The 19,875-nt window shown below is 54.4% G+C and carries 21 protein-coding genes; 11 read left to right on the plus strand and 10 right to left on the minus strand.

Features of this window, described 5'->3' with window-relative positions:
• Positions 1 to 36 precede the first annotated feature (36 nt).
• The 11 genes from dnaN to VN577_08090 all read left to right on the plus strand — a co-directional run bounded on the left by dnaN (position 37) and on the right by VN577_08090 (position 9,144).
• Positions 37 to 1,158 carry a DNA polymerase III subunit beta gene (gene dnaN, locus VN577_08040; GenBank protein ID HWR14765.1) on the plus strand — a complete coding sequence of 374 codons (1,122 nt, stop codon included), beginning with the start codon at positions 37 to 39 and terminating at the stop codon, positions 1,156 to 1,158.
• 168 nt (positions 1,159 to 1,326) lie between these two features.
• Positions 1,327 to 2,238 (plus strand): SWIM zinc finger family protein, encoded by a 912-nt coding sequence (locus VN577_08045; protein HWR14766.1) that lies wholly within the window; start codon positions 1,327 to 1,329, stop codon positions 2,236 to 2,238.
• Between the two features lie 149 nt (positions 2,239 to 2,387).
• A complete protein-coding gene (locus VN577_08050) occupies positions 2,388 to 3,587 on the plus strand; it encodes a phospholipase D family protein (GenBank protein ID HWR14767.1) in 1,200 nt (399 codons plus the stop codon).
• Positions 3,588 to 3,765: 178 nt separating this feature from the next.
• Positions 3,766 to 4,584, plus strand: coding sequence for a HipA family kinase (locus VN577_08055; protein HWR14768.1), 819 nt, complete (start codon positions 3,766 to 3,768; stop codon positions 4,582 to 4,584).
• Positions 4,581 to 5,090 carry a hypothetical protein gene (locus VN577_08060; protein ID HWR14769.1) on the plus strand — a complete coding sequence of 170 codons (510 nt, stop codon included), beginning with the start codon at positions 4,581 to 4,583 and terminating at the stop codon, positions 5,088 to 5,090. The genes VN577_08055 and VN577_08060 overlap by 4 nt, the downstream gene beginning before the upstream one ends.
• A gap of 79 nt (positions 5,091 to 5,169) precedes the next feature.
• Positions 5,170 to 5,454, plus strand: a complete 285-nt coding sequence (locus VN577_08065) for a hypothetical protein (protein ID HWR14770.1) — start codon at positions 5,170 to 5,172, stop codon at positions 5,452 to 5,454.
• Between the two features lie 84 nt (positions 5,455 to 5,538).
• Positions 5,539 to 5,733, plus strand: a complete 195-nt coding sequence (locus VN577_08070) for a hypothetical protein (protein ID HWR14771.1) — start codon at positions 5,539 to 5,541, stop codon at positions 5,731 to 5,733.
• Positions 5,734 to 5,882: 149 nt separating this feature from the next.
• Positions 5,883 to 6,149 carry a hypothetical protein gene (locus tag VN577_08075; GenBank protein ID HWR14772.1) on the plus strand — a complete coding sequence of 89 codons (267 nt, stop codon included), beginning with the start codon at positions 5,883 to 5,885 and terminating at the stop codon, positions 6,147 to 6,149.
• Between the two features lie 221 nt (positions 6,150 to 6,370).
• On the plus strand, positions 6,371 to 7,456 hold the full coding sequence (locus tag VN577_08080) for an ATP-binding protein (protein ID HWR14773.1): 1,086 nt from the start codon (positions 6,371 to 6,373) through the stop codon (positions 7,454 to 7,456).
• 183 nt (positions 7,457 to 7,639) lie between these two features.
• Entirely contained in the window at positions 7,640 to 7,855 is a 216-nt protein-coding gene (locus VN577_08085; GenBank protein HWR14774.1) for a helix-turn-helix domain-containing protein, read from the plus strand.
• 56 nt (positions 7,856 to 7,911) lie between these two features.
• Positions 7,912 to 9,144 carry a tyrosine-type recombinase/integrase gene (locus tag VN577_08090; GenBank protein ID HWR14775.1) on the plus strand — a complete coding sequence of 411 codons (1,233 nt, stop codon included), beginning with the start codon at positions 7,912 to 7,914 and terminating at the stop codon, positions 9,142 to 9,144.
• 642 nt (positions 9,145 to 9,786) lie between these two features.
• Here VN577_08090 and VN577_08095 read toward each other — a convergent pair.
• The 10 genes from VN577_08095 to kaiC all read right to left on the minus strand — a co-directional run bounded on the left by VN577_08095 (position 9,787) and on the right by kaiC (position 19,778).
• Positions 9,787 to 11,019, minus strand: a complete 1,233-nt coding sequence (locus VN577_08095; GenBank protein ID HWR14776.1) for a zinc dependent phospholipase C family protein — start codon at positions 11,017 to 11,019, stop codon at positions 9,787 to 9,789.
• A 297-nt stretch (positions 11,020 to 11,316) separates the two neighbouring features.
• A complete protein-coding gene (locus VN577_08100) occupies positions 11,317 to 11,988 on the minus strand; it encodes a hypothetical protein (GenBank protein ID HWR14777.1) in 672 nt (223 codons plus the stop codon).
• Between the two features lie 41 nt (positions 11,989 to 12,029).
• Entirely contained in the window at positions 12,030 to 13,571 is a 1,542-nt protein-coding gene (locus VN577_08105; protein HWR14778.1) for an OmpA family protein, read from the minus strand.
• A gap of 86 nt (positions 13,572 to 13,657) precedes the next feature.
• Positions 13,658 to 13,849 (minus strand): Thivi_2564 family membrane protein, encoded by a 192-nt coding sequence (locus VN577_08110; protein HWR14779.1) that lies wholly within the window; start codon positions 13,847 to 13,849, stop codon positions 13,658 to 13,660.
• 384 nt (positions 13,850 to 14,233) lie between these two features.
• A complete protein-coding gene (locus VN577_08115) occupies positions 14,234 to 14,857 on the minus strand; it encodes a response regulator (GenBank protein HWR14780.1) in 624 nt (207 codons plus the stop codon).
• A 122-nt stretch (positions 14,858 to 14,979) separates the two neighbouring features.
• Complete coding sequence (locus VN577_08120) at positions 14,980 to 15,732, minus strand: Crp/Fnr family transcriptional regulator (protein HWR14781.1); 753 nt, start codon at positions 15,730 to 15,732, stop codon at positions 14,980 to 14,982.
• A 189-nt stretch (positions 15,733 to 15,921) separates the two neighbouring features.
• Positions 15,922 to 16,605 (minus strand): response regulator transcription factor, encoded by a 684-nt coding sequence (locus tag VN577_08125; GenBank protein HWR14782.1) that lies wholly within the window; start codon positions 16,603 to 16,605, stop codon positions 15,922 to 15,924.
• Positions 16,606 to 17,919 carry an ATP-binding protein gene (locus VN577_08130; GenBank protein HWR14783.1) on the minus strand — a complete coding sequence of 438 codons (1,314 nt, stop codon included), beginning with the start codon at positions 17,917 to 17,919 and terminating at the stop codon, positions 16,606 to 16,608.
• A 20-nt stretch (positions 17,920 to 17,939) separates the two neighbouring features.
• Entirely contained in the window at positions 17,940 to 18,266 is a 327-nt protein-coding gene (locus tag VN577_08135) for a circadian clock KaiB family protein (protein ID HWR14784.1), read from the minus strand.
• Between the two features lie 30 nt (positions 18,267 to 18,296).
• The gene (kaiC, locus tag VN577_08140; GenBank protein HWR14785.1) at positions 18,297 to 19,778 is read right to left on the minus strand and encodes a circadian clock protein KaiC; all 1,482 of its coding nucleotides are present in this window, start codon (positions 19,776 to 19,778) and stop codon (positions 18,297 to 18,299) included.
• Positions 19,779 to 19,875 lie beyond the last annotated feature (97 nt).

Consider the following 19,875-nt stretch of genomic DNA (forward strand, 5'->3'; position numbering starts at 1 on the left):
CGGAGATGCCCCAATCCACAAAAGGAGTCTCAACCCATGAACCTAGAAACCAAAAAACTGAAGGCCGCACTGGAGCGACTCTGTCTGGTGGTGCCGAAGAAAGGAACCTTGCCGGTGCTGGAAAACTTTCGATGGCGCGTTGTCAAAGGTCATCTAGAGTTGACTGCTACCGACTTGGACAACAGCATCCATATTTCAATGCCCTTCGCTGCGTCCGTGATCGCCAACTCGGTTGATGTGCTGGTTCCAGCGAAGGAGTTATACCAAGCCGTGAAAACAGAATCTGCCCTGACCCTGGAAATCCGAATTCACGATGGCAAGTTTGAAGTGCGCGCCAACAACCGTACCCTGGTGCTGCCCGCAAGCGAGCCGAAGAACTTCCCACAGATTCCTGATGGGGAGTTGAGTCTAAAAGGTCGGATTCTCGCTTCGGCACTCGAAACAGCTCTGACCAAGGCGCTGTTTTGTCTTTCCACGGAATCGACGCGTTACAGTACCGATGTTGTCAAACTTGAAATGCGAGATTCGACTTTTCGTGTCGTGGGCACAGACGGACATCGACTGTCAGTGGTGGAAGGAGCCGCGAAGACCGGAAGTAATTCCGCTGCCTTCTCGACTCTTCTGCTCCGCTCGACAGCCTCCATCCTCAGCAAGCTTCAGGCGGATGGCGAATCTGGTTGGGCACAGTTTTCAACCTGCGGCTCAGAACAAGAGTTCAATTTGTTCGTGCTGCCGGACGGATCCGGCCTGATCGCTCGCCGGGGACAAGGACAGTTCCCGAGTTACGAGAACGTCATTCCCAAAGCGCCGCTCGAAGCCAAAGTCGTGTTTCAGCGCGACGAACTGCTGGACGGACTGACGAAACTGTCAGCCACCGCACGCAAATCGCAGAACGCAGCGGTGAAACTCGAATTGTCGAAATCGCCAGCCTGCATCAAGGCCGAAAACGACGGCACAGCAAATCGTGTCGCTCTGGAGCACGCTCGTGTCTCAGGAAGAGCCAGGGACATCGGTCTGAATCACCACTACCTGGTTCAATACGTGAAGAGTCTGGAGACCGATACGGTCTCAATGAGGCTCTTCCCACAAGCGATCTCCGAAGTGATTGTGTTTGACAGCTTCCGCTATCAGCACCTGCTGATGCCGCTGCGCGATTGATGCTGGCTTCTCAAGCGTAACCCACAAACCGCTTTACCCACTCCTCAGAATCCATGCATGTCCGGCGTTTCTCTCATGCCGACCCAATCGGCCTGAATCGTGAGAGGGCTGAACCCGCTTGCGGGACCAGCGATTCCGGTCACCAATCCACAAAAGGAGAATTCCACAATGTCTTTAGCGATCCAAGCACCAACTCCACAATCCGCATCCCTGGCACTGTCCATCCTTCAGTCGAAGGCGGGCAATCGCTGGGGCCGGGCAGTGGAAGAAATGAAAACGAAGCGCCTGCGCGTTGAAGGCGACTTCCCGGAGTTCGTCGTGACTAACAAGAGCGGAACTGGATACGAGGTGAGACTCGATCCGCACGGCAGTGGCTCTTGCACCTGTCCCGATTTCCAAGTGCGCATTGCGCAGGAAGGGCGGATTTGCAAGCACATTGCTGCGGCGGCGATCATCGCCTTGGCTCCGCAGGTCCAGCCTCCATCGCCAGGAAACGGGAACGGGTCCGTTATGAAAGCGAATGGAGTACCGACTACGGAGGCGTCCCCGCTCGTCTTTCGCATCCGGCGCAACGTCCAGACGGACGGCAAGAACGGCGTGCAAGTTGAGGTTCAAGCGCGTGTAACAAATGATGAGGCTCAGGACCGGGAAACCGCGTCTTACGCATACGATTTGTTGGACCGTCTGGCTTCACTTGCGGCCAAGAACACCGCACCCTCAGAAAGCAACTTCGTTCGGGAGGCAATTTCCCCGAGCGCGGCGAAGAAACCGCCGATGAGGTCTCGCACCATCTCCACCACAAAAGGGAGTCCTGTTCCTGCGGTCGTCACCAAGATTGATCGCATGAAGACCCGTCAGGGCGAATCTCTCTTTCTCAAGGTCGATGTTGGTGGCGAGACGGTGCGCGTGTTCGGCCGCCCGGAAGAACTGGCGGAACGTCTGGAAGCGAGCGGTTACGACATTCCGGCAAGCGAAATCGAAGCCGGAATGGAACTCCATCTTCCTTGCCTGGTAAAACTCGGCCAGGGCAACAGCGGATACAAGATCATCGAAGAGTTCTTGCCCGAAGCTGCCGCTTGACTGAGGCCATACCCACCTTTTCCGGGTCAGAGAGACGAAAGGCGCTCTCTGACTCGGATTCTTCCATCCTTCCCGCAGTCCGAAACCAAGACATTGAATTTCGTGATGCGTGCGGTATGCTCTTAATCCGAAATTCCTGGTACTCAGATATGAAAGTCGCAACCGGACAGCCGTTAATCGACGGCCTGAATGCCATGGCCTGCAAAGTGCGTCATCGACTTTGGATCAGCTCCCCGTTTGTAGGGGGATGGCGTGCTACCAGATGCATCGTCAATGTGGTTTGGCAGCAGAATTCCAACATAGATGTTCGCTTGCTCACGGATACCAGCAACATAGGTTGGCTTGATCCGGTCACGATTCAGCAGTTCGCAAATCACGGAGCGATCAAAGATCTTCGCGGGCTGCACGCTAAAGTTTTCATTGTTGATGACCGCGCATTGATAACTTCCGCCAATCTCACCCGTAAAGCATTCACACAGCGCTATGAAGCCGGTGTTTTCCTCGATGCACAAGAATCCACCAAGGTCGTCAACTTTTTCGAGGAATGGTGGAAAGTCGCAAACGATCCACCGCGTGGTTGGATCGCCAAGCTCGTTCCGAAGGGCAAGACACAGAAAAAGAACAAACAGGACGAGCCAAATAGCAGCGCGCCTCGGAACCTCAATACGCTGCCGCCGCTTCCGCAGCAACCCGCACACGGCACCGTTGGCGACTACGAAGTCTTCCGAAAACGATATCAGGAATTGGCGGGTATATATCGGAAAGTCGGCCGAATCTGGCCTAAAGTGCCGCTCTACTTAGAGGTTGATGCGTTCCTAAATTACTTGTTCCATGAGGCCCCGGGCAGGCCCTCCAACAAATACCAGCAATCGAAACGCCCGCCCCGCAAACTTACACCCGCACAGCGCCTCAAGGACATGAAAAGCCAAGCTGCTGCATTTGCGACGTTCGCGAAAACAAAGCCCGGTTACATGGCGGACCGGGTGAAGCGTTCGCAAACGGTGCGCACCCTCCTGAATCGCTCAAGAATCGCCCGTCTCAGCCGATCTGAGGCTAAACAGGTCGTGGATGTCTTCCACTGCTTGGGCAGCCGACCGCACCATAAGACGAATTTTCTCAAGTCAGCGAACAATGACCTGCAAACAATCAAAGATCAATGGCAGAGGGTTCTATATCCCAACGGTTCCCTCGAAGCCGCGATGCATCAGTGCATCCGAGTCCTGAAGGGTTTTGGAAAATCGAGTGTTCAGGAGCTGTTGGGATGGTTCGATCCTGACAAATATCCAATACGAAACTTGAATTCGAACGCGGGACTGCGGTACTTCGGATATGACGTGTCCCTGCGTTAAAGCGTAAATCCACAAACCCTCTAACCAGCCCCCAATAAGCACACCAACCTGAGTTGCAGAGGCAAACGGCTTCTGTGATTTAGACCCACTCCTTTGCGTTCGTAATTCCACCCACAAACCACAAAAAGGCACTTCGCTTCGCGCGAAGAGCGAGGCGATTTGCCGCTCGGAGTACCCCATGAACCCACAAACGCTTTCACCACCACTGTTGATCGCAACCGGCCACATACGTGCCATGAGAGGAGGAGCGCAGTCGCATATGCTCACTGCCAGTGATGGTCATGCCTATGTGGTCAAGTTCGCCAACAATCCACAATCTCTGCGTGTGCTTGCCAACGAGTGGCTCGCCTGCTCGATTGGACGCGCGGTCGGACTCACGATTCCAGAACCGGCGATTTTGTACGTGCCGATCAGACTAGTCGAGAGTTCGCCGTCACTGGTGATACAGCTTTCCAATTCAACACTGAAATGTTCACACGGCCTGGCATTTGCTTCGCGTTTCATTTCAGGGGATGAACTCTTCGACTACCTGCATGAGTCGATCCTTCCGAACATCGAGAACTTGCAGGAGTTCGCTGGCGTTTTCGCATTGGATAAATGGCTGTGCAACTGTGACGGTCGGCAGGCTGTATTCTGCCGCAGAAGACCGAACCGATGCTTCCGCGCTCATTTCATTGACTTCGGCTACTGCTTCAATGCCGGAGAGTGGAATTTCACGGACGCTCCATTACGCGGCGTTTATGCGCGCAAGGCCGTCTATCAGCAGGTCCGCGGATGGCAGTCGTTCGAGCCCTGGCTTAGCCGAATCGAATCCTTCGATCTGATCAAGCTCTGGGAAATCGCGGCTGACGTTCCGCCGGAATGGGTTGAAGCACAACAAGTCGCCCAACTCATAGAGTGCATAGATGCCAGACGCGGCCGTGTTCGGGAACTGATCGCGGCAACTCACCAATCACAACACAACCCATTCGGCGCGTGGACGGAGGCAAAACCATGACGCCGAAGTTTTGGAAATACCTCATTACAAACTGCTACGGTTCGACGATCCGCCTTGTCGCCGAGTCAGACCGTGAATGGGCCGAGAAGGAATTGGAAAGTGATTCGCACCTTCTTAGCTATGAAGCACAACCACAATTTGAATCGCCGGTATTCCGCAGTCCAGCCGAACGAGTTTTGCGGAATCTTCGGCGGATACGGCTAGACCTACAAAGAATGGAGGTGAAGCAATTGCACGACTTCGTTGTCACCATCAACAACACGCATTGGCCGGCGTACCAACAAGAAAACGGAACGCTGGTTGACTTGCGAATACTTGATCCAAACGACCGCAGCCCGAAGCCTCGGCTAGTGTTCCGGCCTGATGCACTCCGCCAATCCGGAATCCCTGAGGCGCTCATTGAGGCAGCAGCCCGATCCAATCCACCTGGGCTGGTTCTCCTTGAAGACATGCCACAATTCAAAGGCTGCGACGATCAACCCACCGAAAAAGAACCCACCCTCTGAATCAGATCTGAACGCAAGTTCTGACCTGAGCCTTCTGATCCAACTCCCCAAAATCCACAAAACTGACCGGAGGTGCGCGATGCGCCAGACGAATGAGAACACGTCCGTCAACCTGAAACTGGTGATGCTCTTTGACTGGCGGAAGCACGTTTACTGCATCTGCAGTCACAATCTCTCGCCCGAAGATGCATCCGCGGAAGTCACTGAGCTACGTCGCGACGGTCTTCCCGCTTTCACGATTGATCAGCGCTCACGGCATGTGCAGGACGATGCCGAGGAGTGCGAAGCCTGCCGCGCCGATGTTAAGCAGTGCGTTAATCCACCGCCTGCTCTTGAACGCAGCAGACGGGAATTCCGCCGCTAGTCGCCACCTCAAAACCACAAAACGGAAACACCCCTGATTCCTTCTCCCACAAATCACCAAATCCACAAAACCTTGGAGGTGCTTATGTCCAGTGACGGCAACAGCTACACGCATTATGTCGTCCTGAACGACACGATCCTCGGCGAAGCCCGCATTATCGAGAAGTGCAACGAGTGCATCTCGCTTGCATTCGTGAAACTCGGGACTGGCGGGCCAAAGCCGTTCAACGACTACGCCTTCGTCGAGAATCGCGCCCTCGTTCCCAAAATCCTGAACTGAATCCCCAAACCACACACCCACGCAGTAAATCCAGCCACAACTCCTTCCACTCCGCACGATGGGCGACGTGTATCAACGTCGGCCATCGTGCCTTCCACCCAAAAACGGGAAATAGCGAAAGCCTTAGAGGTTACAATGGAGAACATCAAATGATTGCTGATTACACAACTTGGCTCGGCGACGTTCGTACAGCGCTCGCATCGATCAACATGCCAATGGATCAGTGGCAAAGCGCTTGGCGTTTTGACTTCGAGCGCGAATACAGAGCGGGTACGGGCGCAAATGTTGCCGCAGAAAGAGCCAATCGTTATTGGTGGCATGAGCAGAACAAGAGCATCGGCCAAAACTGCCTGAGAACACCGAATTGCTGGCTGCCCCGTAACCACAGCGGGGATTGCCAGCCAGTTAACGCTTAACAATCATCGGGCGCACTTCCAAAAGCGAGTACAACCCACTCTCCGACTCTTTCCACACAGCCCGATGGGCCGTGCATGAGGCAAGCCCCATCGTGTCTCTTGGCCACTGGATTTTCTTTGGAACAAATGAAACAAACGGAAATTTCCATTTGTAACTTTTGTTCCATTCGGAGAAGGCTGTGATCCCGGAACCGAACTTTCCCGCAAAGCCTAATGAATTCGTGGGCCGAAAGCTTCAGATTGAGGCATTCCGCAACGCCTTGAGGCAGGGAGTTGCAACCGGTAGAACCCCGTCATTCGCCGTCTTAGGGGAATGGGGCATCGGGAAAAGCAGTCTTCTCTTGAAATGTTCAGCCGTGTGCGACGAGCCAGAATTCAAGATGCTGGCCGTCCCGTTTTCAGTCTCAAAAGAGCTAGGCGACTATCGCCAATTTGCGGAAACCTTGTTGGACACCTTCAGTGACTGTGTTGCGCGTTCCCCGTCCGTCGAAGCTCGTATCCGACGGGAACTGCAAAATTGGAAGCTCAAGCGCGTGAACGTTGGCGCGTTCGCATTAGATAGGAACACACAACAATTCTTTCTTTCCTCTGGAACGGCAATTCTCAAACACGCGATTCAGGATGCTTGGCGTCGTTTTATTCGTCCCACTCAACTGAATGGCGTCGTCTTTCTTCTGGACGATCTCCACAACCTCAATACGCCGAGTCAGGATGGAATCGCACTGGCACTGCGCGATCAATTTCAGTCCTTCGCCATCGAAAACATCAATTGCAGCGTTTGCTTCTCCGCGCCCATGAACTACTTCTCAAATATCAGGAGCCTAGCCGAGCCTGCCGTTCGCTTCTACGACAAGGTGTATCTCGACACATTTTCCTTGGTAGAGACAGGTGAATACGTCAAAGCGGTCTTCCGCACGGCAGCAAATCATACCGAGCTTGCCCAATGGGTACACTCAAAAACGGGTGGCCATCCCTACTTCATAGCGTTTATCTGTCGCCAGTTGGCGGGCCTTGCACAGAGTGCTCCAACGCTAGAAGCCACACGCCACTGGCCCGAAATCTTTGAGCACCTCGAAAAGGAGAAATTCCGTGCCGATCTCGCCAACGTCACAGACCGCGAAGTGCAGCTTTTACGCGCAGTAGCGCGAAGCGACGAGGAAGGAGTCAACCTCAAGCAATTCGATCAACGATATGAGCGCGTGTACTTCAGCAGACTCACTGATAAAGGCTTGCTTATTCGAACCGGGCGCGGACGATACAAGCTGTACCACCCATTATTTCGACAATTCCTGCAACAGCGTGAATGAGATTCACCACGAACTGCGGAGCGCCGAAAAGCAACATGCGACAAGGTGCCGGGCCGCAGGCCCGGCACGGCGCTAATCCGCAGGGCGGACTCCTTTCCCTTAACCCATTTGCTCCTTATCCATTCCCGTTCGGGATTTTCCACCCTTGCCCATTCCATTTGAATTTCGCAATCGGAGTTCGCGATGGACAATACAGCGACAATTCCAAATCTCGGCTTTCCACCGACCGGAGACGTGCTTCTGAATGCTGAGGAAGTAGCGCAAATTCTGCGTGTTCCCAAGAGTTGGGTTTACAGCCACCTGCATGAGCTTCCTGCTATTAGGCTCGGTCGTTACGTGCGCTTTCGCCGCCGCGAGATTGAGCGCTTCCTGGAAGAGCGCTCAGGAGCTTGCCAGTGAGTCCGCTTCGTGCTACTCGTAGATCACGGTTGAAGCACCACGGAAGGAGAATCGTGGTGCGTGAGAAATACCAGAAACCCGAGGTGAAGGACCTCGGTACGAAGTGGAAGATGGTGTACTGGGACTACAGTTCGAGGCCGCGCCGCAAGCGCTCCAAGGTCTGGGCAAAGAGCACTGCGCCGAGCAAGCGGGACGCGCAGCGCTTGGCCGACCAGTTCATGGAGAGAGTGAACGCGCGGAACAACGAACCGGGTCTCTACCCGTCTGATGATGAAACCCTGGCCTCGCTGATCGTGAAGTGTCGCGAGAAAACGTGGCCCCATCTCAAGAACTCAACGCGGCAGCATTACGAGTTCTTGACCGACAAATACCTGTTGCCAGCCTGGGGAACGATGAAGCTCCGCAAAATGAACATCATCGAACTTCAGGATTTCTTCAACGCTTTTTACCCACGCCTTTCGCCAAAGTCGATCCGGCTGATGCACGCCTGCTTACGTGTTCACCTGAATCAAGCGAAGGTCTGGGGAATGGTTGAGAAGAACGCGGCAATTGGGGTGAAGCTGCCTCGGAGGAAGCAGCGCAAGCCTACGATCCTGTTGCCGTTGGCGACAATCGGCAAGCTGATCGAGCTTCTTCCCGAGCCCACCAAGAGCGTCGTCGTGCTGATCGTGTTCGGGTCTCTTCGCATCGGTGAAGTGCTGGCCCTGCGCTGGCGTCACATCCAAGCAGACCGAATTACTGTGGAAGAACGCGTCTACGAAGGCGAATTCGACGACGTAAAAACCGACGCCGGCGAGCGACAGGTACCGTTCGACCAGCGCGGGTTGATGAAGAGCGCCCTGATTGGACGATGGAACGCGAGCAAGCACCAGCAGCCGAACGATTTAGTGTTCTGCACGCGTAAAGGCAAGGGTAAAGGCGGTCCTTTGGGCAGGCGTAATCTGTTGCGCCACATCAAGGCGGCCGCTACCAAGCTGGGCCTCTCCGCTGCCGTTGATTTTCGGAGCTTCCGCACCATGCATTCCAGCCTCATGCTGAGGGAGGGTGCAAGGCCGGAGGTCGTCCGGGACAACATGGGCCACGCCAACATCGATGTGACCCAGAACGTTTACGGCAAGAGCTGGTGGGAAGAGCGAGTGGAAGCGGTCACGCGAGCGGTAGAAGCGGTGTCCGTCGCCACCGAGAACGCAGAGAAAGCAGAAGCCAAACCGGATCAGCCTAAATCCTTCAGCGACCAATGGGTGCCCCTTTGGGTGCCCCAGCAGGAAACCAAAGTTGCAAGTTGTTGAAGGTATTGGTCGGCTCTAGCAGACGATTTTAGGAAAAGATTCGCGCTGTGCTCGAATCAAGAAGGAAAGGAACACCCCGCAATTGGAAAGCCTGCCGAAGCGGTTACGGTTACTGCGATCTTTCTCGACTCGCACCAGAAGAAACTCGCGCCCTCGCGCTAACGAGCAAGTAGCCACCCGCGAGTCTTCTTCTAAACTGATTGAAGAGACCTGCCGCATTCCAGGCAGCACGTCTTTTTTCGTGAGGTGATCAGGCCGCAAAACGGGCACATCCGTTGCGATCTGAAATCTTTATTATTTGATTCGAAGATCGCTAGTGGTCTCTTTAGTGAGTTGGTTAGGAAGGTAAGGCATTTACGTAGCTGATTTTTGAACTGGCGAACATTAGTTTTGATAAATGTACCTGGCATATGCCTTCCTGATTGTTTTCACCGGCCTAACAGATTCAGGATGACAGATCACTCGATGAAACTCTGTGCTCTATTGCTCGGACCGGGCCGAACCGATCTTAAAAATCTGTTAACACACAAATTTCTGCTCGACTAGATCGTGAACGCGTACAACTTTTTCGACCATCGATCCGATGGAGTTGGGAAGATTGCGATCCTAACGTGATTCGACGAAGAAACGTGGCGTCTCTTGTCACTGTGCCGGAGTGCCTTCGGCAGCCGTATCCAGCCCCACCGACTTCAACTGATCCAGCGATATTAGAACGTCCTGCCAGAGAACCGGGGCTTTCTTCGTCTCGATCGGAACCGAGAGGTCGGAATAGAAGTTCAGGATATTGTCGCGCAACTCTACCGACGTTCGGTCGAACTTACGTTCTGACAATCGGCCGAGCAACTTAGCATAGCTTTCGTCGGCCAACGAATATTCCGCTGCTTTGGTCACCTGGCCAGTATCGAAATCACAATTGGGGAGAACGAGCGAATCAATGCGTACCTGTTCGAGAAAGGCCCGGTATTGATCAACGGTCGCGTTGATGCTCTTGATATATAGATCTTCCGTTTGCGGAGTCGGATTGTTGAAGGCCAATCCTTTTAGTGGTCCGATTTTCGGCATGAACCGCAGAAGAGTCGATAAGATACGCGTACCCCAACCAGGTTTCACGTAGTCTTTATCCCACTGCTTTTCGTAGTCAGAGCGGGAGAGCCGATAAAGGAACTTCTTCTTTGCGAAGTTTGGTGTTTCACGTATCAGTTCCTTCTTGTGGGTTTGCAGCGCAACCTGCGTCATTTGCGGAATCAATCGGCTCACCGCGAAACGATACGATCCTACTGCCATATCCTCATGGGTAAGCACGTCTTTGAGTTCTACTCCGTATATCACGGGAAAGACGCGTTCCAACAGAGATTTCGACACTTGGAACCCGATGAAATCATGATACTGCTGCGACGCGTAACGGTTCCGCGCGACCTGCACCGTGTCGAACCCAAACTCTGTTTTCAAGTGTGCTGTCTTGTCCTGAGCGTATCGAACGGATTTGCCAAACTTTGCTTGCAGCTTCGGGTACTCGATCGCAACCGCCTGGTTAACGGCCGGGTGACCGGCAATATCCGACGCATAGTGCGACAGAGCGCCCAGCGCGAAGGCGTACTCATCGGCGTCCTGGCTCTCAAGCAGCAACTCGCAAACAAAATCTCCGCTGCGAACGTAATGCACCAAGTCGCTGAATTCTTTGCTGCCGAACGGGTAATAGCCGAGATCCTGGATGACAGCGCCGCCGTACGCGTAGGAATGCGCCTCTCTTAACTGATCTTCCGACAATCCCGGAAATCGTTTGAGCAAGAGAGGCTGGATTTCACTGCTCCAAACCAAGTCAACGATTTCCTCGTGTGTCAGAACCGAGTACGCGATAGATCCTCCACTGCACATGAGGAGAACAAGAAGAAGCGCCACCACGCGGAGAGTGTGGAGGCGCCAACTTCTAGCTATGTCGCCGTGCAATATATCTCGAAAGTTCACGAATCAGATCCGTCCCAGAACAAGGAGAATGATCACGATCACGAGGACCAGTCCCACTCCTCCAGTCGGATAATATCCCCAGTTTCTACTATGCGACCATCTGGGTAATGCTCCCAAGAGGGCCAAGATTAAAATCACGACCAATATAGTTCCAAGCATGATTCACTCCTAACTTTCTGTCCCTGTTGGACATTCAACACAACTCCGCTAAAACGAGATATTGATGGCGATTCCTGTCGAGGGATATCTGCGGTTGTACAGGTAATAGCCGTTGTCAACGTAGTTGACGTAAACGTCGTCGGTGTCATACCAGTCATACGCCCAACTCTCGGGCCATGGATCAACAAGACTGAACCAATAGCCGTTGTACTGGAAACGTGGATATCCGCCGACAACCTGGAAAGGAAGGCCGTGGATGCGGAATCCATGGCTGGGCCCGAAGTATCCGTGGAACCGGTCATCGGGGATGCGATAGCCGTTGTAGCCACCGCGCTGTTGCCATGTACGGTGGTCCGATTGCCAGCTTCGCGCGCGATGCTGCTGCCACGCTGCTTGGTGGGCATGTTGCCGCTGGCTGTACTGCGGTTGTTCTTTCGCTTGATGCTGCTGATTTGGCGTCGGACGTTGTTGAGCACGCGCTTGTTTTTGATTCTGGTCTGGCCGAGGCTGAGTGTGCACTTGTTTCTGATTTTGAGCTGGGCGCTGCGCTTGCTGTGCTGGTTTGGGTTTTTGAGTTCGCGATTGTTGCGGTTGAGCATGCTGTTGTGCAGGCCGAGGTTGCTGATGTTCGCCTTGCTGCCCCTGCCTGGCATAGGCAGGAGCGGCGACTCCGAGGAGCAGAGCCAGAATGGCTGTGCTGGTGGTTCCTATTGCTTTCATGGATAGTACCTTTCTCATTGCCGACTGGGGTCCACGTGCGCTCAGCGCAAGCTTCCCGTTGTCGTATTAGCCGGACTTCCGATCGCTTCACCGGATACCAGCAGTTCAACTCTTCGGTTCTGCTGCCGGCCGGTGGAGTTATCGTTGGAGGCTACTGGCAGTGTTTCGCCGAAGCCCTTAGATGTGATCGAGTTCGTGGGAACTCCCTGTTGCACAAGGTAGTCACGCACGGAAGCGGCGCGGTTCTCGGAAAGCGCCTGATTCATTGCATCACTGCCGACGTTATCCGTATAGCCACCGACCACAATGTTGAGTCCTGGATACGCCAACAAAATGCCGGCGACCTTCGCCAGTTTTTCGCGCGTGCCAGATTTCAATGAGTATTTTCCGATGTCGAATAAAACATCGGACATGCTGACGATGAGCCCGCGCGCAGTGTCCCGAGTCTGGAGTACCAGATTCAACTGCGTGGACAGCCTGGCGCGCATGGCTGCTTTGTCGTTGTCCGATTGTTGCGCGGCTAAGCGAGATTGCTTGGCATCGGCCTGAGCCGCCGCCACTGCCGCGGCGGATGTTGCCTGGTTGGCGGCTAGATCAGCCTGCGCCTTGGCGGTATCAGACTGCGCTCTTGCGGTATCAGCCTGAGCAAGTTGCTTCTGCCAAGTAGCTTCATCCGCCCTACCTTGGGATTCCGCTTGTGCCTCTGCTGAAGTCCGGCGTTCGCTTGCCAAGCGCACTTCGTCCATTTTCTTTACTGCAATGGCGCGGGCATCTTCTGCGGTCTGCACGGCTTCGCGAGAGACTGCGATCAGCTGTTTCCTGGGTACGTTCTTGTCAATCGCATAGCCGTCGGCCTTTGCCATTAATTGCATTGCACGCTGATAGCTATCGCTGGCGTACTGCTCGGCTCCCTCGGATTGCGCAATGCGAACTGCGTTACGCGCTTCGAAGAACTCCAACGGCAACTTGCTGTTCAGGACCACCGGGTCGAAGTTGTAACCGGTGGGAATGTATCCGCCGCGTTCCAAAAAGTCGTGCTTGGTATTGAGCGCCTCGACTGTTCCCTTGGTGTCGGCACGGACCACATTTTCGAGGACCACTACGTTGCTGGGTTCCCGCACTGCGAAGTAAGGCTCCGCCGTGACGATCAGTGCGAATGCCTGCAAATCGGTGGTGACATCTACCTTGCTGCGACGGTTGTCGCCGACCAATATTTCGCCGAGGTTTACGGCACGGCCTTCCGGCGAGATTGCCCACAAGATGTAGGTGAGATACTCATTGCCAAAAGTATTAGGCTTTTCCAGATTGCCGAATTCCACTTCGATTTCGATGTAACCCTTCTTACTTTCTACTTTGGCTTCACCGTTGGCCGCAGGCATTAAATCCGTACCCGCAAAATCCATTTTCGTCGCTCCGCTGCGATGTTGATAGTTAACCGCCTGCACGGTGCGGCTAACGACATTCACTCGGAATATGGGCGTTGGATTCATGGGCTCGACGGCCATGGTTGTTGGAGAATTGGTTTGAGCGAATGCGCTCAAACTCAGGATGATTCCGGCTGCTAACAAGAACTTGCTTTTCAAAGTATCTCCTTGAGGCAGATGTCTGCCGTTCTACGTTGTTCTAATGCTCTTCGTGGTCGCATGGCAGGGCCTTTCGCCGTGGTCCATCAACTCCCAACGTGAATTCTGGAAAGCGAATGGAAGAGTCCAAAAATGTTGAGAATCCACAGGATCACGGCGATAACCACTACGCCATTCAGGATTGACTTGATGGATCCCTGCATGGGGATGAAGCGATTTACCAGCCACAGCAGGACTCCTACTACAACTAGTACTTCGAGAACTAGAATCAAAGGCATGATCTTTACCTTCTTTATTTCTTCCGGGACAATCCTCTGCTCGCCTGGAAGTTTTGCTGGCTTCCTGTTCGAGATAAGGCTCGAATCGTGATTCGCCACGAGGTCCCGCGGCATCCACACGGATAAAGAATTCCAATTGGCTGGATGTTGGTCGTTCGTGTTGACGGCGGCCCCGACCTAAGTAAAGAGATCTATGAGTCGGCGGTCGCCGCTCTGTTCCACACACTCAGGAGTAAACAATGACACATGTAGATTTTCGTGTCTGAGCTATATCGCTCAACTCTGCTGCTGGTGTCTATGTCCGATCAGGACACATCGATGCGTGCTTACCTCACAGCACATGCTGCTGACCGAGCACAAGGTTAATGTAAAGCTTATAGGAGGTCAGCCCCGTTGCGCTGGCGACGCTACGGAGAGCGAAAAGTCGATGATGTATCGGACTGTGCTGAGACAGAAAATACAAGGCGTCTCCGCGACCTCGGGATTGATGGCTTCCGACACATGCAACGGAAATGACCGCAAGCACTGCGCACAGGTCAGTACAACGTAAGGCTTCCCCGTTGAATCCTTCCCATTTCGCGGAATCCAAACCGGAGCTGCCTTCGCCCGATGCGCTATTCGGCGCGATGAAGACGTCTGGAGGACGTCGGCGACGACTTGTAAGAGCGTCCCGGGATCCGTTCCTCCCCCTTTAGCATAGAAAGCGTCGGCAATCACCCCCCCGGGGATAGCTTCGCCGTTGTCGTAAGCGCCACTCATGGCGACGACCAATATCTCCGGAAATCTGCGGCGAATCACCGAGAGAAATTCGAATCCCGACATCTGCGGCATGTTGAGGTCGGAAACGATCAAGGCGGGAATAGTGTCTCGCAGTTGCAGAAGCGCATCGAATCCGTTTTCGGCCGTGCTGACTTCGTATCCTGCAGACTTAAGCAACATGGTGACCGTAGTTCGAATGCTGGCCTCGTCGTCGACCACTAGGATCTTGTGCGCGAATTTGCTGGGCATAGAGAACGCCTTTTTATAGGTAGTACGAGTCATCTGTTGGGTAAAGACTACGCAATCTCAAAGATTTCTCCGCACTTGTATGAAAGAGGACACCCTCCGGAGACTTGACCTTAGGGAATGCACTAGTCGTGCAGGATGATGTTGAGAAGCGAACTGTGTACATCCATTGAGTTGCTGTTGTAATCAATAAACCCCAGTTTGCGGAAACGGTTCATGAAGAAACTGACCCGCGACCGAGTAGTGCCAACCATTGCGGCCAAGGTTTCCTGGCTGATCTTTGGAATCATCGTTTCGGGTTGGCCAGGCTTACCAAAGTGAGCCAGCAGCAGGAGAATCCGGGCTAGGCGCTTCTCGCTGGAATTGAACAACTGGTCGACCAGGTCTTCCTGGATGCGCGCATTACGCGTGAGCAGAAATGCGACAAACAAGTCGGACAAAGCGTGCTGCTGGTGAAGTGCGTGCACCATCTCCGCTTTGTTGATCCTAAGAAGCGTGCACGGAGTAATCGCCGTTGCGGTGGCAATACGTGTCGGGTGAGCAGAAATGATGCAGTCTTCTCCCACAAACTCTCCCGGTCCCAGCAGAGCGATGTTCGCTTCCTTGCCACTGTGGGAGACGACGGTGAGCTTCACCCGGCCTTTCTGAATATAGAAGACGGCGGCGGCAGGGTCGCCTTGTGAAAATGCGCGTCCCTTTGCTGCCAACTCGATGATCGTCTTGCCGACTCCGGACTCCTCCAGAAAGGCTTCCGGATCAAAATGGACATTCAACGTTTCGCGCTTAACTACAGCAATTTTGGAAATCGGCTTGCGCCCAACCGCAGGCACTCGGAAAGTCGGGGCCCGAACGCTTGCGGCAATGGATCTCGTGCTCATGGTGTGCTAGTTCTCTCAATGATTGCCGGTTGGTTGGGTTGGTTTGCCTCGGTAAGCCACTTGCTGCGACGCTTGGTAAATAGTGTGCCGCACACATATGGGCAGCGGTATCGGGGAGGTTGCTTGAAATGGAGGGTCTTGTCGGGGGAATCCCCGACAAGATGCCGTTCAGACTCCGAGCCGAGCGGTTCAGGTCTCCAGCGATTCTGCGGTCAATAGACCCATTCGGACTGCATAGCGAACCACCTCACTGCGCGACCGAAGCCCGAGTTTGTTGGCGATACGAGCACGATAAGTTTCCACGGTCTTGATGCCGACAAAAATCCGCTTGGCGATTTGTTGACTGCTGTATCCCTGCGCCACAAGGATGAGCACCTGCCACTCACGGTCGCTGAGGATGTCGACCGGCCGCACGCAACCGGCTTTTGTGCCTCTCTTGGCGAGCACGTCCTGGACAAGAATGTTGGTCAGACTCGGGTCCACGAAGGTCCCTCCGCGATGCACTGCTCGTATGGCTGCAAGCAGCTCTGAATCTACGCTCTGTTTCAACAGGTAGCCAGCCGCTCCGGCAGCCAACATCGATCGTAAATATGCAGCATCATCGTGCATCGTGAGGACGAGCACCCGAATCTTGCGACATTTTCGCTCTATCTCCTGAAGCGCCTTCATGCCCCCGCCTCCGGGCATGGCGAGGTCGAGCAATGCCACATCCGGTCTCGTTTCCAGTGCCGCTTGAACGGCCTTTTCTCCATTGGGGGCTTCGGAGACAACTTCCATATCGGCTTGGGCATTGATCAGCATTTTTAGTCCTGCGCGGAGAATGGCGTGATCATCCGCGATCATGATCCGGATCTTCGGCGTTCGCACCGGCATTCAAATCTCTCCCTCAGAGGACTGAATCTCCCGGTCGTGAAGTGGGATTTGCACCAGAACTCTGGTTCCCTTAGCCTGGGATGTAAAATCGACCGTTCCGCCCAACATGACGGCTCTCTCACGCATGCTCTGAATGCCCAATCGATGCGAGGAGGCAGTCACCGCTTCAGCGTCAAAGCCACGTCCGTCATCGGTCACGGTCACTTTCAGGACCGTGCCCGAACGCGAGAATGCGATGCCGATCTTTCCAGCTCCCGAGTGTCTTGCGACGTTGTTCAGAGCTTCCTGGAGAATACGATATAACCCGAGCTGAGCTGCTTGCGACAGGTTGCTGGAATCAAGTCCACGCAGTGTGAGATGGACAGTTATCTTGTGGGTCTCTGAGTACTCAGACACGTATCGACTCAGCGCAACACCCAGTCCGTGGTCGTCCAGCACCGCTGGGTGAAGCCCGCGGGCAAGTCGTCCGATCTCTTCCATCGCTTGAACAGCGATTTTTCGTAACCCATGTCCCTGTGCCTTAGCATCTGCTATCTTCGCGCAGTCTTCCAGGTTGCGCAGGCCAACCAAAAGAGACGTCAGCAACTGGCTGGCTTCGTCATGCAATTCGCGCGCTATCCGGCGTCTCTCCTCTTCTTGCGCCGTAATCGTGCGTTGCAGGAAAAATCGGTGTATTGTTTCTGCCTGCTTGATTTCTGCGGCCTGCCTTCGCTTCTGTTCGCGCAGATCGGTGATCACCATGCCCAGCGCTTGGCCCTTGTATCCCTGAAAGCGGTTCAGCGATAAGTAGACCGGAACTAAGCTTCCATTCCTGCAACGCAGATTGAATTCACCTTTCGCACTCCCTTTTTGGGCCTCTGCCAGCAGAGCTTCAAGGCTGTCACGCTCGGTTTTCACGACCAGAGACTGAACCAAACGTCCAATGACTTTATCCGGAGGCCGGTGAATCAGTTCTGCCAGCCTGCCATTGCAGTAGAGCACGACGCCATTGCGGGACACAGTGGCCGCGCCTTCGCTCATGGCCTCCACCAGAATGCGATAAGCGGACTCTCCCCCGGCCAGAGTAACCGCCCGCGCTCCCCGGCGACCGGAAACCATCAGCGCGTCAACTTCACCGGACCGTATGGCGCACAGGGTTTCTTCCGCTGTTTTCAAGCGAGCGAGCAGCTTTGCTTTCTGATTCAGTGACGCGAATGACGCCGGCTTGCGTGAAGGTGATGCGACGCTTCTGTGCGCTTTCTTGGGCACACCGGCCTTGCCGAGTGGCCCTCGTTGAAGGACTCGACTGGCGGAACGCACTCGCTTGCTAGACATCGGCGATGGAAATCCTTACTTCAGCGCACCGGTTGAAGATCCAACCCGACAAAAACACTCTCGGTCCTGGAGAGGTTCCCGATGATTTTCTTGACCGGCGGCGGGAGCTTCCGCACCAGAGTTGGAATAGCGATGATCTGATCGCCCTTTGCCAGTTGCGGCTTCTTCAACAAGTCAATGACTTCGATTCGGTACTTGCCCTTCAGTTTGTCCTCGCAAATCTTCTTGAGGTTGGCCATTGCCACAATCGAATTAGGGGTCTGGCCGGCGATGTAAAGCCGCAAGCGCCAATAGTCATTCGGGCTGCTCTTGGCGGGACGGCTCTTCATGGCTGCACTCTTCTTCATATCGACGCTCGTGTCCAAATGGGAGAACTGCTATTCTTCGACGGCACGATGGCCGGCAACGGCTGTGGCCGCTGCGGCGTCCTTCAGCGCCATGCCCAATTCGATACCACGGTGACTCACAATCAGCTCGCGCACTTCACGAGAATGTGCCATGCCGCGGGACTTGAGAACGAAAAGCTCGCGCGTCGGCCGTCCATTGGGTTTGCTATCCCGCAACACAATCCACGTGTCCATGAGAGAGGAGACGGCGGCTGCGGTTCTCTCCTGGGGGTCTCCCGCGAATGTCAAGTTTGTGAACATCGATGTAATCTGTTCCACCTTGAGAAAATCGACCAATCGCATAAGCATCGACTTAACGTCATACGTACCCGCAGCCGAAACCAGATTCGTGATGGGATCGATGACCACGATACTCGGTCGTAGCTTGTCGATCAATTTGTGAATAGCGGCCAAGTGTCCTTCCAGGCCGATGCTGGTTGGCCGCATCGCGTGGACGTGCAACAAGCGTTTTTTTACCCACCGCTCCAAGTCAAGACCGACCGAGCGCATGTTACGGAGAATCTGGCTGGGAGACTCCTCGAAAGAGAAATACAGGCAATTCTCGCCACGCTCGCAGGCAGCACTGGTGAAGTTCGCCGCCAGGCTGGATTTCCCGGTTCCCGCCGTACCCGACACCAGCACACTGCTTCCACGGAAGAACCCCTTACCCTCCATCATCCCGTCCAATGTGGGAATCCCCGTGGAAACGCGGTCGGTCGGTGCTTTGTGAGCAAGTGCCAGGGAGGTGATCGGCACCACAGAGATACCTTCACGATCAATCAGGAACGGATACTCATCGGTGCCGTGAAGAGTGCCCCGATACTTGACGATGCGCAGCCGCCGCGTGGAAATCTGTTCCGTTACCCGGTGGTCCAGCGCGATCACGCAGTCGGCGACGTACTCCTCCAGCCCGTGACGTGTCAACGTGTGCTCTCCCGCTTCCCCGGTAACGACAGCGGTGAGTTTGTGGTCCTCCAGCCAATGGAACAGCCGGCGCAGTTCCGCTCGCAGAATCGTTGAGTCAGTCAATCCGGAAAAGAGCGCCTCGATACTATCCAGGACGACACGCTTTGCCTTGATCGCTTTAACCGCGTGAGCCAAACGGATGAACAGGCCCTCGAGGTTGTATTCTCCCGTCTCTGCAATCTCGGTTCGCTCAACGGCAACGTAGTCCACCAATAACCTCTTGCGTTTGGTAAGCTCATGCAAATCAAAACCCAGCGATGCAATGTTGGCCGCCAGCTTCTTCTCGGTTTCTTCGAAGTCCATGCATACGCCAGGCTCGCCGTATCGAACCGCGCCGTGTACCAGGAATTCCATCGCGAGTAAGCTCTTTCCACATCCTGCGCTGCCACACACGAGCGTGACACGGCCTTTCGGCAGACCTCCCCCTGTGACTTCATCGAGTCCTTGAATTCCTGTCGGGACTTTGGTCAGCGAGGGGCGAACTATCTTCGGCTTGGCGCGTGGCATAGCAGCACTCTCAACTCCCTTATGCCGGGTATTGAACCTAGATTAGCCCCTCTTATACCATGTCCTTGGTCTGATACGAAGGCGCTGAGATAAAAGA

The organism is Terriglobales bacterium (genome assembly GCA_035561515.1).
Classification (GTDB): domain Bacteria; phylum Acidobacteriota; class Terriglobia; order Terriglobales; family Acidobacteriaceae; genus DATMXP01.